Source organism: Sorangiineae bacterium MSr11367 (assembly GCA_037157805.1).
In the GTDB taxonomy this organism is placed as follows: domain Bacteria; phylum Myxococcota_A; class Polyangia; order Polyangiales; family Polyangiaceae; genus Pendulispora; species Pendulispora rubella.
This window is the reverse complement of sequence record CP089983.1, coordinates 10,313,728-10,329,244: the sequence shown is the minus strand read 5'-3', so window position 1 is coordinate 10,329,244 and position 15,517 is coordinate 10,313,728. Positions and strand designations below refer to the sequence as shown.

The 15,517-nt window shown below is 64.5% G+C and carries 11 protein-coding genes and 1 pseudogene; 8 read left to right on the top strand and 4 right to left on the bottom strand.

Annotated elements, in window-relative coordinates:
• Positions 1-10: 10 nt before the first annotated feature.
• Positions 11-373, bottom strand: coding sequence for a DUF4345 domain-containing protein (locus LVJ94_39780; GenBank protein WXB03035.1), 363 nt, complete (start codon positions 371-373; stop codon positions 11-13).
• A gap of 9 nt (positions 374-382) precedes the next feature.
• Here LVJ94_39780 and LVJ94_39775 point away from each other — a divergent pair, with 9 nt between their 5' ends.
• The gene (locus LVJ94_39775; protein ID WXB03034.1) at positions 383-1,156 is read left to right on the top strand and encodes a helix-turn-helix domain-containing protein; all 774 of its coding nucleotides are present in this window, start codon (positions 383-385) and stop codon (positions 1,154-1,156) included.
• 11 nt (positions 1,157-1,167) lie between these two features.
• Here LVJ94_39775 and LVJ94_39770 read toward each other — a convergent pair whose 3' ends face one another.
• Entirely contained in the window at positions 1,168-1,416 is a 249-nt protein-coding gene (locus tag LVJ94_39770) for a hypothetical protein (GenBank protein WXB03033.1), read from the bottom strand.
• A 645-nt stretch (positions 1,417-2,061) separates the two neighbouring features.
• On the opposite strand from LVJ94_39770, the pseudogene LVJ94_39765 reads away from it, so the two are divergent.
• From LVJ94_39765 to LVJ94_39755, 3 genes and pseudogenes are all read left to right on the top strand, one after another.
• Positions 2,062-9,006: pseudogene (locus LVJ94_39765) on the top strand (amino acid adenylation domain-containing protein).
• Positions 9,007-9,092: 86 nt separating this feature from the next.
• Complete coding sequence (locus LVJ94_39760) at positions 9,093-10,289, top strand: FAD-dependent monooxygenase (GenBank protein ID WXB03032.1); 1,197 nt, start codon at positions 9,093-9,095, stop codon at positions 10,287-10,289.
• 2 nt (positions 10,290-10,291) lie between these two features.
• On the top strand, positions 10,292-10,717 hold the full coding sequence (locus tag LVJ94_39755; protein ID WXB03031.1) for a nuclear transport factor 2 family protein: 426 nt from the start codon (positions 10,292-10,294) through the stop codon (positions 10,715-10,717).
• 49 nt (positions 10,718-10,766) lie between these two features.
• On the opposite strand, the gene LVJ94_39750 is transcribed toward LVJ94_39755, so the two are convergent.
• Positions 10,767-11,462, bottom strand: a complete 696-nt coding sequence (locus LVJ94_39750; GenBank protein ID WXB03030.1) for a hypothetical protein — start codon at positions 11,460-11,462, stop codon at positions 10,767-10,769.
• Between the two features lie 75 nt (positions 11,463-11,537).
• On the opposite strand from LVJ94_39750, the gene LVJ94_39745 reads away from it, so the two are divergent.
• From LVJ94_39745 to LVJ94_39730, 4 genes are all read left to right on the top strand, one after another.
• Positions 11,538-11,960, top strand: coding sequence for a GFA family protein (locus LVJ94_39745; GenBank protein ID WXB03029.1), 423 nt, complete (start codon positions 11,538-11,540; stop codon positions 11,958-11,960).
• Between the two features lie 209 nt (positions 11,961-12,169).
• Positions 12,170-12,649, top strand: coding sequence for a hypothetical protein (locus LVJ94_39740; protein WXB03028.1), 480 nt, complete (start codon positions 12,170-12,172; stop codon positions 12,647-12,649).
• A 90-nt stretch (positions 12,650-12,739) separates the two neighbouring features.
• Positions 12,740-13,387 (top strand): 2TM domain-containing protein, encoded by a 648-nt coding sequence (locus LVJ94_39735; GenBank protein ID WXB03027.1) that lies wholly within the window; start codon positions 12,740-12,742, stop codon positions 13,385-13,387.
• Positions 13,388-13,519: 132 nt separating this feature from the next.
• Positions 13,520-14,041, top strand: a complete 522-nt coding sequence (locus tag LVJ94_39730; protein WXB03026.1) for a DUF1097 domain-containing protein — start codon at positions 13,520-13,522, stop codon at positions 14,039-14,041.
• On the opposite strand, the gene LVJ94_39725 is transcribed toward LVJ94_39730, so the two are convergent.
• Positions 14,038-15,297, bottom strand: coding sequence for an MFS transporter (locus tag LVJ94_39725; protein WXB03025.1), 1,260 nt, complete (start codon positions 15,295-15,297; stop codon positions 14,038-14,040). The genes LVJ94_39730 and LVJ94_39725 overlap by 4 nt on opposite strands.
• Positions 15,298-15,517 lie beyond the last annotated feature (220 nt).

Sequence of the window (15,517 nt, the reverse complement as noted above, 5' to 3'; positions counted from 1 at the left end):
GTCTGGTGCATTAGGCCGAGGCCAGGAGCAGGCCGGCGCCCGCGAGCTCTACCCAGAAATAGAACCACGTTGGGTAGAAGGCGGACGGGCGCTCGAAAAGGCGCGCCACGAGGCGGCCGAAGGCCATGCCGAGCAGGGCGAAGGCCACGGCGACGACGGCGCCGCGCCGGAGATCCGTTCGCATGATGGCCACGAGGAGAAGGGCGCCGATGGCGATGCCGAACCCCCCGTAGACCGCGCGCACTTCGGTGCGGGCCTCGGCACCGTCCAGCTCGATGCGGAAGGGCGCTACCAGTCTCGTCGGTGCGGCCAGGCCAAAGATGCCCATGCCCAAGAAGAACGCCGCCACGAGGGCGAGCCGTGCACTATCCATGGTGCAAGCATGACCGATGCTGCCCCGCCTCCGCTTTCACGAACGTGCTACGCCACGCTCTGGCTATGGCCTGGGCGCGCCATTTACCGCGGCGCGTCGCTGCAGCTCGATGCCCATTCCGGATCCGTGGCATGCCTCGCCGTGGGGGTCGATGCCGCGTTCACCTTGCACGTGGGCAGCACGGCGACGATCGCGCGTTCCGCGTTGATTTCCGCGCGCACCCCCCATCGGCTGGTGGCGCATGGCGCGGAGATGATCTTCGCGTACCTGGATCCGGGCACGCCGCTCGAACGCGCGTGCCGGCGTTCGATGACCATGCACACGGGGCCCATCGCGCATGGGCATCGGAACGAGGAGGCGTTGTTCGATTTCGAATCGCCCGAGGCGTGGCTCGCCAAGGCGGCGGCCCTCGAGGCGGGGGCCGCGCCGCGCCTCGATCCGCGGGTGCGTGCGGCGGCGGAGGCCATCGTGCGGGAGCCGGCGGCGGAGGAATCGGCTGCCGCGTTTGCGGAGCGCGCCGGGCTGTCGACATCGCGGTTTCTTCATCTGTTCCAAGAGGAGACCTCGACGAGCTTTCGCCGATATCGACTTTGGGCGCGCATGCTGCGGGCTGGTGCCGCGTTGACGCGGGGAGGGGATCTCACGGCGGCCGCCATGGACGCGGGATTCTCCAGCTCCGCGCACTTCAGCAGCGCATTCCACGCAATGTTTGGCCTTCCGCCGAGCCGTCTGCAAGCCGGCGTTCGCATCGTGCTTGCAGAATCGGCGGCCTGGAAGGCCTAAAGGGCGTCGGTTCACCAACGCGCGGCATGGTAATACCCTGGCGCGAAAAAGGTATTCGTGGCGTCTCCGAAGCCGCCACTCGCGACGGGTCCGTTCGGGTTCCCGTGATCGACGGGCTGCTCGAACCGAAGTGCCAAATAGCGTTCGCCTGGCTGCGTCACGTCCATCTCACGCACCTCGACGATGCCGGGCACCTTGCGCAATTGGACGAGAATGTCCTCCTCCTCGGCCTCCAGGAGTGAGCGTGCTCCGTGGCTCACTCGTCGGTGCGAACGCCGTCTTTTTCTCGCCGCGGCCGACCTCGCTTGGCGCCGTGCATCCTCGGAGGGCGCGTATTTCCGGCACTGGCTTTGCGTCCCTCTTCGATTGCGATTCGGGATCAGACGAATGACGTCAATGTCATAATTGAAATTCGTATTGTCCAATACGCTATATCGTCATCGCGATTGTCGAGATGTCGTTATTTGATGCGTGCTCCTGAATCTTGATTGCCATCGGAAAGATCGCGCCGTGTCATCGTGCGCGTCGGAAGGCCACGACACGTCGATGTCGCCGTTACAACATGCGCATTAGAAAGGTTGCTAAGGTGCCAAAGAAATATCGATTCACGTGAACGGAGCCGGGTGGACGTCCTTCGTACCGGGCGAAGTCCGGCGCGAATTTTACCGGGCGCCCGACATGCAATGCGCGCGATGAGTGGCATAGTCGCAACGCAATCGCGAAGTGGTATTTGCCTTGACTCTCCGAAGATATATGGCAATAAATGTTGCGCGTCGCGTCACGAGTACGTGCGCGTGTCGCATGCCGCAATCATACTTCGGAAGCGAAGGCACCGTGAAATATGGAGGTGTCGCCTTTCGTAGTTCGCTGCAGACGATCCCCTTTTCCTTTTCGCAGCGGTGAACATGGGCCAGCATTTCGATTCGCGCGTGCGCCGTCCATTGACGGCGTATCAACGTGATATTTGGATCGCCAATTCGCGCCTTCCCGACAATCCGCAGTTCAATTTTTCGGGGCGCACGCGTCTCGAAGGCGAGCTCGACGTCGAGCTGCTGAGAGAGTGCGCGGCCCGTGTGATCGAGCGTCACGATCCCTGGCATCTGCGTCTTGGCGAGATCGATGGCGAGCCTCGTCAATGGCTCGAATGGGAGATACCCGAGATTCCCATCGTCGATTTCTCACGCGAGTCGGACCCGGCGGCCGCGTGCAAGGCGTGGCGTGAGCGCTCACTGTTGCGTCCATTTTCGGTCGAGAAAAATAGGCTGATCGAATTTTCGCTGCTGCGCGAGAGCGACTCCGTCGTGCACCTGTATTCGAAGGTGCACCACATCGCCGTCGATGGTTTTGCCACCGTCCGGCTCACCGACGAGGTGGTGGCGGATTACGTGCATGTTCGGCGCACGGGGGAGCCGGCCAAGCTTTCGGCATCGTCGTACCTGGATTTCATCGACGAGGAGGCGCGCTACCTCGCCTCGGCCGAATACGAACGAGACGTCGAGTTCTTTCGGGCGGAGCTGGCGGGCGTATCGCCCGCATTGTTTGCGAGAAGAGCGAAATCGGGGGAACGGACGACGGTCTATCATCGTGTGACCGTCGACGGGCGCATTATCAAGGGGATTCAAGAGAGCGGCGCCGCACTGTCCGCGTATTTTACAGCAGTAGTGGCTATTTACGCGTCGAGGGTCCACGGGCGTGACGAGGTCGTTCTCGGTATTCCGTTCGCGAATCGGCAAGGAGACGTTGCGCGGCGGGTTTGTGGCCACGTTGCGAACATGCTGCCCCTGCGCGTGCCCGTCGCGGGCTTGACCATGCGCGAGCTGGTGGCGCGGACCCGGACGGCATTGTCCACGCTGCGCCCGCACGAACGGCTGTCTTTGGGCGATGTCATGCGCGAAGCCGTGCCGCGCGGAACGGGGCCGCTGTTCGACGTCACCTTCTCCTATTTGCGCCTCCCTTCGCCAACGGAAATTCCGGCCGTCGCGCGGGGAACCTTGGAGCCGACCATGCTCGTCCACGATTCGGACGCATTGTCGATCACGGCGTTATCGTTCGAAGGGGACGATGCCCTCTATTTGGACTTTTACCATGCGCAGGACGTCTTCGACGACGACATGCCGTCCGCCCAGGTGGCGCAGTCCATCCACGCGCTGGCGGAGCAATCCCTCGCAAACTTGGATCGCCCCATTTCCGAGCTCGATTTGGTCGGCGGTGCCGCGCGCGCTGCTCTGCTCGAGATCGGTACGGGGTCGCGATCGGCATATCGGCGCGATACCACGGTGCATGGCCTGTTCGAGGAGCAGGTCGCGCGCATTCCAGACCACGTTGCCATCGTTGCAGCGGATGGCGCCACGCTGACGTATGCCCAGCTCGATGCGCGCGCCAATCGCGTGGCCCGCGCCCTGCGCGAGGAAGACGGTGTGGGGCCCGACGATCGGGTGGCCGTTCGGATGGAACGCAGCCCCGACATGCTGGTGGCGCTGCTTGGTGTGATGAAGGCGGGGGGCGCATACGTGCCCGTCGATCCGGGGTATCCCGAGGAGCGGATTCGATTTTTGCTCGCGGACAGCCGTGCCAAAGCGGTGGTCGACGCCGAGCGACTTCGGCGCATCGAGGCGCAGGCATGGCCGTGTACGCCCCTTGCGCCTCTCGCGGGGCCGAAAAACCTCGCATATGTCATTTACACTTCCGGCTCGACGGGAAATCCAAAGGGCGCGATGGTCGAGCATCATTCGGTCATCAATCGTTTGACGTGGATGCAGACGGCCTACCCACTCGGGTCGGGTGACGTGCTCCTGCAGAAAACGCCAATCTCCTTCGATGTTTCGGTGTGGGAGCTCTTTTGGTGGGCCATCGAAGGCGCGGCGCTGGCCTTGCTGCCGCCGGGGGCCGAAAAAGACCCGCTCGAGATTTTGCGCGCCATCGGTGCGCGAAAGGTCAGCGCGATCCACTTCGTGCCGTCGATGTTCGGGCCCTTTCTCGATGCGCTCGAGGGCGTACCCGAACGGCGCGCGGAGACGGCATCGCTGCGGTTCGTCTTTTGCAGTGGCGAGGCCTTGCCGCCGGCGCGTGTCGAGCAATTCAATCGCATTTTCGGCGGTGGCGGGCCCCGTCTCGTCAATCTGTACGGGCCTACGGAGGCCACGGTCGACGTATCGTATTTCGATTGTCCGACGGATGCGTCGGTGGCGCGCGTGCCCATCGGGCGGCCCATCGACAATACGCGCCTGTACGTCCTCGATCCCGACGGCAAGCTGCAGCCGCCGGGGGTGCCGGGGGAGCTCTGCATCGCGGGCGTTGGTGTGGCACGCGGCTACCTCGATCGGCCCGAGTTGACGCGCGAGAAGTTTCGCGACGACCCCTTCATGACCGGCGAACGCATGTACCGCACGGGCGATCTCGCGCGGTGGCTCGCCGATGGCAACCTCGAATACCTGGGGCGGATCGATGGGCAGGTGAAGATCCGCGGCAACCGCATCGAGCTCGGCGAGGTGTCCAATGCCTTGGCCAAGCTGCGCGGCGTTCACGATGCCGTCGTGCTGGATCACGTTTCCGAGGCGCGCGGGACGCATTTGGTTGCGTATTACGTATCGGACGAGGCCCTCGACGATGGCGCGCTTCGCGCCGATCTCGGCGTGACCTTGCCCGAATACATGATCCCCGCGCGGTTCCTCCGCATCGAGCGCATTCCGCTCACGCCGAACGGCAAGGCCGATCGCAAGGCGCTCGCGGCGTTCTCCCCCGCGGAAGCGCCGCGTCCGTACGAGGCGTCGCGCAACGAGTTGGAGGCCGCGATCGCGGCGGTATGGGCCGAGGTGCTCGGCGTGGAACGCGTGGGCGTGCACGATGACTACCACGCGCTCGGCGGCGATTCGATCCTGGCGCTCCGCGTTCGGGCGCAGGCCGCAGGGCGCGGCGTGCATTTTTCGCTGACCGATCTCGTGCGCCATCCCACGGTGGCGCAGCTGGCGGCCCGCGCGATGTCGCGTGAGGCCGCGGACGAGGCACTCGAGCCGTTCAAGCTCGTTTCGCGCGTCGATCGGGCGCAGCTCGAAGACTGCGAGGATGCGTACCCCGTCACGCGTTTGCAGCTCGGGATGCTCTATCACAGCCGCCAGCACCCGCGCTCGGCGGTCTACCAAGATGTCTTCCGATACACGTTGACCCTGCCCTGGGAGGAGGCTCCCTTTCGCCAGGCCTTCGACAAGCTGGTGGCGCGTCACCCGGCGCTGCGCACCTCGTTCGCGCTGGGAGGCCACGCGGAACCGCTGCAGCTCGTTCGGCGTGCCGTGCATGGCGGGATGACCATTGCCGATCTGCGTGCGTGGCGCGAGGCGGACGCAGAGGCCGAGATACGCCGCCACATCGACGAGCGCCGCTTCCATCCGTATCGGTTCGATCAGGCGCCGCTCTACCTTTTCCGCGTTCACGTGCGGCCCGAGGTGGTGGAGCTCGTGTTCAGCTTTCACCACGCCATTCTGGACGGTGGAAGCATCGCGAACCTCCTGCGCGAGCTCCTTCAGGATTACCTGCACGCCATTGGACGCGGCATCGATGCCGTGGGCGAGAAGCCGCCGCCGTCACCCGCGCATCACGCCCGCGAGGAGCGGCGCGCGCTCGAGTCGGAGGAATCGCGTGCGTACTGGCTCCGCAAGCTCGAAGGGGCCTCGCTGCTCGAGATTCCACCGTTCGGCTCGTACGAGCCGCCGGGTGAGGGCGACGCGGTGATCCGGCACATCGCCTTTCCCGACGGTCTCGAGGTGATGGTGCGCGACTTTGCGCGTGCGCATGCCATCCCCGTCAAGTCGGTGCTCTTTGCGGTGTACTGCCAGACCTTGCGTCTCTTTTCGGGGACGGACGACATCACCACCGGGCTGATCACGCACGGCCGCCCCGAGCGCGAGGGGGCCGATCGCATGGCCGGGCTCTTCCTCAACACGGTGCCCGTGCGTCTTGGCTCGGGCGCGTCGAGTTGGCTCGAAGCGGTGCGCGAGACCTTCCGCCAGGAGCAGGAAGGGCACGCGCACCGGCGCTATCCACTGAGCGCGATCCAGGCCGATACCGCGAGCGACGTGCTCGATACCGCGTTCAACTACGTGCACTTTCACGTGCTTTCCGCGGTGTTGGAGCTCCCCGGCGTGGCGCTGCGCCGGTTCGAGTCCTGGGAGGAAACGAATCTCGCGCTGCTGGTGAACGCGATCACCAACGTCGACGATGGCCGCATGCGGCTCCGCATCGACGCGCGCCGCAACGCCCTCAGTGCAGACCAGGTGGGACTCTTTGGCGAAGCGTACGTGCGCATCCTCCGGCGCATGCTCGAGCATCCGCACGAGGCGCCGGACTTCGCGCCCCTTTTTGCGATCGATGTGGTGCGACAATTCGAGATGCAGGTTGCGCGCACGCCGGAGGCCATCGCCGTGCGTTTCGGCGACACGCGCTGGACGTACCGCGAGCTCGATCGCGCGGCCAATGGGATCGCGCGTCGACTGCTCGACGCGGGCGGCACTCCCGGCGCGATGACCATCGGCCTCTCCGTCGAGCGTTCGCCCGAGATGATCGCGGCGGTACTCGGCATCGCCAAGGCCGGCGGGGCGTGCGTGCCGCTCGACCCGAGCTACCCCAAAGCGCGTCTCGATGCGATGGTCGAGCAAGCCCGCCCCTTCCGGATCCTCCGGCGCGAGGATCTCGTCGGGGCGCACGAGGGCTCGGCGGGGCTGCTGCCGGAGATCCCGCTTGCCAGCCCCGCGTACGTCTTGTTCACCTCCGGCTCCACGGGAACGCCCAAGGGCGTGGTGATGCCGCATCGCGCGCTCTCCAACTTGGTCCGGTGGCAAAATCGCATCGACACGGCGGCGACGGGCGGCGTGACCTTGCAGTATGCGCCACTCAGCTTCGACGTCTCCTTCCAAGAGATCTACGCGACGCTCTGCTCGGGTGGGGCCTTGCAGCTCGTGTCCGAGGAGGAGCGGCACGACATGCGTGCACTGCTGCAGCTCTTGGATCGAAACGAGGTCGAACGGATCTTCATGCCGTACGTGGCGTTGCATCAGCTCGCGGAGATGGCGAGCGCGCTCGACATCCGGCCCCGCGGCCTGCGCGTCGTGATCTCGTCGGGTGAGCAGCTGCGGGTCAGCAGCGCGATCCGCCGGCTCTGTGAAGGCGCGATCCTCGAGAATCAGTATGGCCCGACCGAGACCCACGTGGTGACCAGCTTCGCCATGACGGGCGATCCGGAGGCGTTCCCCGTGCTGCCGCCGATTGGTTCGCCCATCGATGGTGCGGAAGTGCACGTGCTCGACGCGCAGCTTCGCCCCGTACCTCCGGGGGTCCGCGGCGAGATTTACGTGGGGGGACGCTGCCTCGCCGATGGCTACTTGGGCCGGCCCGATCTCACCGAGGAACGCTTCCGCGCGCATCCCTTCGGCGCAGAGGGCGATCGACTTTACCGCACAGGTGACCTCGGCATGCTGCTGCCCAGCGGGGCCATCGTCTGCCTCGGCCGCGCTGACGATCAGGTCAAGGTGCGGGGCTTCCGCGTGGAGCCTGCGGAGGTGGAGCGCGTCATCACGGACCTGGGCGCCGACTACCCGGGCTTGCGCGAGGCCGCCGTGGTCGTGACCCGCCGCCGCGACGGAGATGCCTTCCTCGCCGCGTACCTCGTGGGAGAGCCCGACGAGGTTCCGCTCGAAGCGATCACCGAGCGGCTCCGGAACGTGCTGCCGAAGCACATGGTGCCCGCGCACCTGGAATGGATCGAGAGCCTTCCGCGCACGCCCAGCGGAAAGCGCGACAACGAGGCGCTTCGCAAGCGGCCCCTCGCGCAGAAGCCTGCTGCGAGCTCGAATGGTCGCGCGCCGGCCGACGTCTACGAGCGCGTGCTCGTGGAGACTCTCGCCGATCTGCTGCAGCGTTCGGACGTCGGGGTGGAGGACGATATGTTCGAGCTCGGCGGAACCTCGCTCACCGCGATGCGGCTCGTCATGATGATCGAGCAGCGCTTCGGTGCGCACGTCCCGCTGTCGCATCTGTTGAAGGCGCGGACGGCGGCCGCGCTCGCAGACCACCTCCGTCGCGATGGAGCGATGGCCGAGTTCGACCCGCTCGTGAGCCTTCGACCCGAGGGAACGCGTCCGCCGCTGTTCCTCGTGCACCCCATGGGAGGCAATGTGCTTTGCTACCTCCCGCTGGCGCGCCACTTGCCGGACGACCAGCCTCTGTACGCGCTGCAGGCCGCGGGCGCGGACGCCGGCGGTGTCCCCATCGAAAGCGTCTCCGAACTCGCCACGAATTACCTCGCGGCCATCCGGCGCGTGCAGCCAGTCGGGCCGTATGCGATTGGCGGCTGGTCGTTCGGCGGGTTCGTCGCCTTCGAGATGGCGCGTCAACTGCGCGAGGCCGGCGAGGATATTTCCCAGCTGATCATCATCGACACCGTCGCCTTGAGCCCGGACGAGCGAATGCGCGCCGCCGACGAGTTCGTGCTTGGCTGGTTCTTCTGGGAGCTTCTCTGGCTCGAACGCGGAGCGAGCGCGCCGATGGAGGCCATTCCGTCGAACCTGCTGACCTTGGAGGAGAAGTTCGAGTTCATCGCGCGTCAGGCGATCAAGCTCGGCGTCCTTCCCGGCGGTAGCTCGGGGGCCACGGCGCGCCGTCTGTTCGAAGTGTACAAGGCCAACTCTCGGGCCGCGCTCGATTACCGTCCGGGCGTGTTGGATCGTGACATCACGCTCCTTCGCGCGGCGCGTCCGCTGCCCGAGGTGCTGCGCCCCATGCACGATAGTGCAGGATCCATGTACCGCGACCCGGCCAACGGTTGGACGGAGCGCACCACGGCAAAACTCGAAGTCGTCGAAATTCCGGGCGACCATCTGACCATGATGGCCGAGCCGCACGTTGAACACCTTACCGCAGCAATCATCGAAAAGATCGGGCAGAACAAATGGGAAACACCAAAGCCATCATCGTGGGCGCCGGAATCGGCGGGTTGGCAGCCGCCGTCTCCCTCCGACGCGTGGGAATCGACGTTGAAGTTTGGGAGCAGGCCCCCGAGCTCAAAGCCATGGGGACGGGCATTTCCGTCATTAGCAATGCGGTGGCTGCCCTCCAGCTACTTGGCATCGATCTCGGCCTGGGCACGATCCGCGGTGCCGTGGGGGAGACTGCGGAAATCCTCAACCCCAAAGGCCAGACCATCGTAACTTCGCGCGCGTCGGATATCTTCAAATCGCAACCGGGCGCGAAGACCGTGTGCATCCACCGTGGCGATCTCCAGGCTGGGTTCCTGGAGGCGTCGAAGGGCACGCCCATCCACCTCGGTGCGGTGGCCTCGAAGTTCGAGCGTGATGGTAAGGGTGTTCGCGTGAAGTTCAAAGACGGGCGCGAGACCCGCGGCGACATCCTCATTGGCGCGGACGGCATCAACTCGACGATTCGCAGCCAGCTCCACGGGGCGAGCCCGACGCGTTACGGTGGATTTCTCTGCTGGCTGGCCACGGTGCCGTTCAAGCATCCGCGCATGACGCCGGGGTGGAGCGGTCAATACTGGGGTACGGGCAAGCGCTTCGGCCTGCACGACATCGGGCAGGGGCGCGCGTATTGGTGGGGCACGCAGACCATGCCGGAGCAGCAGGCTCGCAATTGGAAAGGCGGCAAACGGGAGCTGGCCCGCGCCTTCGAGGGCTGGGCGCCCGAGACGCGGGAACTCATCGAGATCACGCCGGCGGAAGACATCGTGACGGTGCCGTCGCAGGATCGGCCGTTCATCGAGCGCTGGGGCGAGGGGCCGGTGACCTTGCTGGGCGACGCTGCGCATCCCATGCTGACGAGTCTTGCTCAGGGTGGAAGCAGCTCCATCGAGGACGCGGTGGTGCTGGCCTCGACGTTGGCCACGGCGCCGGATCCGGTCCGCGGTTTGCGTCAATACGAGGACCAGCGCCGCGAACGAACGCGGTGGATGGTCGACACGTCGCGCAAGCTGGGCGTGGTGGAGCAAATCGAGAATCCCTTGCTCATTCTGCTGCGCACGGCGTTCTTGAAGCTCACACCGAAGGGCAAGCTCTGGGAGACGTTCGAACGCGCCGGAACGCTGCCGCCCATCAACACCGCGTTCAAACTTCAGACCGCAAGCGAGGCATGACCATGGCATCATCCAATACGAACGACACGCGAGAAACGGTACTTCGATATCTGAAGGCGCTCGGGGAAAAGGACCTCGCCACGGTCCTCGCGCTCGCCGCCGACGATATCGAGTACCGAATTCTAGGCGATCATCCGCTCGCGGGCGTCTTTTCCGGGCGCGACCAAGTCGTTGCCGGATTCTTTCAGCCCATGATGTCCCTGTTGGACATGGCCGCGCCGTATGTGACCGAGGTGTCGCGCATGATCACCGAGGACGAGCACGCCGTGGTGGAATGCGTCTCGAGCTCCACGACGAAAGACGGCCGCCCCTTCCGCAACCCCATGGTGGCCATCCTCACCGTAAAAGACGGCAAGGTGACCCAGGTCGCCGAATACTTCGACACGGACAACTTCAAGCGCACCCTATTCCCCTCGGCCCCGCGCTAAACGAACTTTGCTCGCGACGGCGGAACTCCGGATCCGCCGCCTCGCTTTATTACATGCATTCACGCGAGTCTTGGACGGTGATTGTGGCGTGACCGTAGAGTTTCGCGTTGCCTTCCTTCGGGATATCCACCGTCACGGCGGTGCTTACATTGAAAGAGCCCGTCTCGCGCCGTTCCCTCGGTTTTGCCGAGTGCATCGTTCCGGAGGTGGTCCATGAACGCGGGGCGGACGTGGCGCCGGAGGTGTCCCAACAGGTGGGGGCCACGTCATGATCGGGCGATGAAGGGGCTTCCTTCATCCACTGCCGCGGCGAAGGGCAGGTGAGGACGTCGATCTCGATGGGGCATGTGTCGCCGCTGCACGCATTCCTTGTACGCCGCAGCCGCATGACCGTGGTGATGCCTATGGTGGGACGATGAGGATCGGCGCCGCCATCCCAGGGCGGAGCTCCGGCGTCCGGTCGCGCGATTGGTGCGCTCAGCCAAATGGCGGAGGGGGTCCGAATGTCCTGCCTCCGGAGCTGGACGATCCCATCCAAGAAGTCACGGCGGGTCCCATCGTCGAATGTCCGCACGAAGGTCCCATCGACGCTCTGGCGAGAATCACGCTTTCCGTCGGCCTCTTCATAACTGTCGCACGAGCTCCCTCCGATGCCGTGGTAGCACGCGGCGCTTCCGAGCGACGTCGCAATACCGATGACGACGCTGGCCAACAGCACCAACTCGCAACGTCCTCGCGTGTTCATTCGGTTCTTTTGCGGCGGCGACGCTCGGCCCGCAAATGACACCAGCTGACATGGGCACGTAGTAGACTTTCACGCGTGGAACCGACAGATATGCAGCCCGAATCGGAATCGCCGCCGCCGCACACGGGCCGCTGTCTTTGTGGTGCCATCCGCTACGTGGCCAACGGATCGCCGGTGAACGTGCGCGTCTGCCACTGCCGCATCTGCCAACGGGCCACGGGCGCGCCCTTCTTCGCGCGCGCACTCTTTCCCATCGCAGCGGTTTCGGTCCAAGGACAAACGTCGGCCTTTGCCTCGTCGGCCGGCCTTCTTCGCCGCTTCTGCGCATCGTGCGGTACGTCGGTGTTCGCGCAGCGTGATCACGAGTTTCTCGCCGTCGCGCTCGCGACCCTCGATGAACCGGGGCGGCTTCCCCCGACGATGCACATCTTCACCTCGAGCAAAGTCCCATGGCTTTCGTTGAACGACGGCTTGCCGCAGTTTCTCGAACGGCCTTGAATGAATCGACCAAATGGGTGTGTTGCGCCATCGGGCGATTCGCGTGAATGTTTGATTCGTTATGAACATTCATGATTACGCGCGGCGCGCCGTGTGAACTTCGTGTTCACTCTAGCGTATGAGCCATCCACGGCGTATGCATGGCTTCGCCTAATAACGCATCCTCGATGTTCGCCTTCGCGAATCGGGGGCATTCTGGAGATTTGTACATGTCTTTCGCTCGTTGGTTCTTCGTGGCCTGTGGAGCTTCGGCCATCATTGCATGCAGCTCGTCGTCCGAGAGCGGTTCCGATACTTCGAATTGCTCGTGCGATATCTCGTACAATGGTGCAAAGCGCACGCTTTCGTGTGGCACGAATACCTGTTTGAACGGTGTCTCCTTTACCTGCGGGAAAAACGCCGCCGTGTCCCAAGGTGGTCAATGCACGGGCGAGGAAAGCGATGACGACCAGAAAAATGGCGGTCCTCCTGCGACCAACGACGCGGGAAAAATCACGGACGCCGGCCCTGCTCCCCAGCCGGGACGCGAGTGCAATGAATTGCGTACGTATTGCGATACGAAATGCAACGACGGCGGCACGGCGTACGCCGAGTGCGTCAAAACGGCCAACGAGGGCAACGACAAGGCGTGCGTGGCCTGGCAATCGAACAACGCTCAGCTCTGTAGCCTCGCGACGCGCGACAACTAAGCAGGGATTTCCAGCCCTGGAAGGGCGACCTCAGGCGGCTGTGTCGGTAGCGGTCGTGTCGCGCCCGGGTTCGGCTATGCTGCTCCAGGAATGACGCAGCGGCGCTACTCGGACGAAGAGGTTCGCACCATCCTGGAGATGGCGCTCAAGAGGGACGACAAGCAAGGCGTCGGGCACGACGAGCTTCTGGCTGCGGCCGCCGAGGTAGGCATTTCGCGCGAGGCCATCGAGACGGCGGCGCTGGAGCTCGACGATGCGCGCGGTGAGCAGCAGGCGCGGGAGGCGATTTTGGCGCGCCGGCGCAAAGGGTTCGCAGCCCACATGTGGCCCTTCATCGCGGTGAACGCGTTTCTCGCGGCCATCAACATGCTCACGACGCCGGACGTCCTTTGGTTCCTCTTTCCGCTCCTCGGGTGGGGCCTCGGCATGTTTTTCCATGCGCGGTCTGCCTTCTCGAAGGAGGTCTCGCCCAAAGCGCTGGCGCGCGAACACAAACGAAACGAGCAGCAGGCGCGCAAGCAGCGACGCGAGAAGACCGCCAAAGAGCTCAATGCGGCTCTCGACCATGGCGTCGACCGGTTGCTGACGCACCTTTCGCGCGAGATGCGGGATGGCCGAACGCGCGTTGCCGATTCGGGCGCGAAGGACCCGCGCAAGCGCGTCGACGTCCGGGAAGACCTTTTGGACGAGCTCGAGCACGATGAGCCGTCGGAACAGCGCGCCCGTCGTTCGCGCTGACCCGCGGGGCGCAATTGCGTCGCACGCATGTTCGATATTGACACTATGCATTGGCCGCATGCCGTTTGCGGGCGCATTTTCTCCCTTGCGACGCGGACGAACGCCGTGGACGCAGGACAAAGGGAGAATCTCGTGAAAAATATCGCTCAATGGAAGATCACCCTCGGCGAATCGCTGGTCGCTTCGGCGGCGGCGACGGTGAGCTTCGTGCTTCTCGGTCTGCCGGTGTGGGCCATGTTCATCGGTTGGATCGCGTTCTTTACGCGGGGGGTCGATTTCCGGCACGGCGCGATCAACTTCGCCTGCGTGCTCGTGGGCTTGGCATGTGGGATGGGCGCTGCCGTGGGACTCCACGCGCTCGGTCCGTACTTGGGGGCGTGGACGGTCACCGTGGTGGTCTTTTTCGTGGCGATGGTGGTCGTGTCGTTGCGGCTGGTGCCGATCTTCAACAACCTGCTCGGATTCTTTCTAGGCTTGGTCTCGTACTTTGCCTCGCACCTTCCGCCTTCGGGGGAGGCTTTTGCCAAGCTGGGAATGGCCGCGGCGGTGGGATCCCTCGCGGGCTGGTTGGCGAGCCGCGTTCACAAGCACTGGAGTGCGACTTCGTCGATTCAGCCCCGACCGCGCGGCGGTGAGGCACTCGGAAATGGCTAATCCGTGTCGGTTGCGCAAGCCTCGCTCGTGGAAGGCGAGGCGCTGCGGGATGTACGGATGGGCATGTCAGCGTCCAATCGGCGCTTCATCGATGAGGTCAGCGCGTAAAAGCCCGCAGCCGCCCCGGCACAGAGGAAAAAGCACGTGGACCAGAGCGTGCTCCCGCCATGTCGCTGAAGAAGGAACGCACCGCACGCGGGCGCCGTCATGTTCGCAGCGCCCCACACGCCTTGGTAGATGCCAAGGTAGTTTCCGCGCGCCGCGCTCGGGGCCAGATCGGAGATCACGGAGGTAGCAACTGGCAGGGCGAACATTTCGCCGAAACTCCAGATGGCGACCGAGATGGCATAAATTGGAATGGTGGTGGCAAAGGCATTGATGCCAAAGCCAATGGCCATCAAAATAGCACCGACGGCCAAAACCCCGAGGCGGTTGAATGCTCGGGTAACCTGCCCCATCGTCGGCTGCAACACCACGATCAGTGCGGGGTTGATGGCGATGAGCAAACCGTATTGCCGCGCGCTCAATCCGTGGTTGCCCATATCGATGGGCAGATTCGTCTGGTGCTGCGTGAAGACGAAGGCCAGTGGAAACATCAGAAGGACGAAGCCAAGAAACAGGGGATCGCCCAGGACGGTCGGGCTGGAGACGCGCACCTCGACCTCGGTGCGTTCGGCCGGACGCGTTTCCCGCACGCCGGCCCAAATGATGGCCACGAACACGAGGCTCGCGGCACCGTCTGCCAGAAAGAGCCATCGCGGGCTGAACGTGGCAAGCGCGCCCGCAAGCGGCACTCCGCAGGCAACGCCGAGGTTCACGGCCCAATAAAGGAATGCATAGGCGCGAGGTCGAGCTTCGGGGGCCACCACGTCGGCCACCAGCGCGCTGACCGCAGGTCGATACATGTCGCCCGTCATGCCCAGGACGAAGGCGCCGGCCGCGAAGTGGGGGAGCGTTTGCGCCAGAGGCAGCAGCATGATGGCGATGGCACTGAATCCCAAGCTGGCGATGATGGTTCGCCGCCGCCCGATGCGATCTGCCAGCGTGCCACCCAGTGGCCCGGCCGCGAAGGAGCCTATGCCAAAGAACGAGGCGACGATCCCCGCCTCTTGCGGAGAAAATTGCCTGCGCTGGGTGAGGTAAATCGATAGAAAAGGTAGAACGAACGTTCCGAACTTATTGACGAACGTGCCTGCACAGACGAGCCAAAATGCCGTCGGGAGTCCACGCCAATCCGGAAAGATGCGTCGCCACATGGTCTGGGCCCGCGTTTCACGAAGCGTGGGCTCTAACCCGTCGGTAGGGCCGCTCTCGCCCAAAGTCCACCGCCCTCGCATGGATCGGGCATGGATCGGGCCACATCCCTACGATGGACCCTTCGCGCCATCACCGTGGCGTAGATTCGCATTGCTCCGCAGGCCGGCGACCTCGAAGCATGATCATGCGGATCATCCAAACGCGATCGTCGTGATCACG

Bases quoted from the DNA above. Each gene is read 5' to 3' on its own strand.
- LVJ94_39780 (WXB03035.1), bottom strand. From the start codon at position 373: ATGGATAGTGCACGGCTCGCCCTCGTGGCGGCGTTCTTCTTGGGCATG.
- LVJ94_39775 (WXB03034.1), top strand. From the start codon at position 383: ATGACCGATGCTGCCCCGCCTCCGCTTTCACGAACGTGCTACGCCACG.
- LVJ94_39760 (WXB03032.1), top strand. From the start codon at position 9,093: ATGGGAAACACCAAAGCCATCATCGTGGGCGCCGGAATCGGCGGGTTG.
- LVJ94_39755 (WXB03031.1), top strand. From the start codon at position 10,292: ATGGCATCATCCAATACGAACGACACGCGAGAAACGGTACTTCGATAT.
- LVJ94_39750 (WXB03030.1), bottom strand. From the start codon at position 11,462: ATGAACACGCGAGGACGTTGCGAGTTGGTGCTGTTGGCCAGCGTCGTC.
- LVJ94_39740 (WXB03028.1), top strand. From the start codon at position 12,170: ATGTCTTTCGCTCGTTGGTTCTTCGTGGCCTGTGGAGCTTCGGCCATC.
- LVJ94_39735 (WXB03027.1), top strand. From the start codon at position 12,740: ATGACGCAGCGGCGCTACTCGGACGAAGAGGTTCGCACCATCCTGGAG.
- LVJ94_39725 (WXB03025.1), bottom strand. From the start codon at position 15,297: ATGTGGCGACGCATCTTTCCGGATTGGCGTGGACTCCCGACGGCATTT.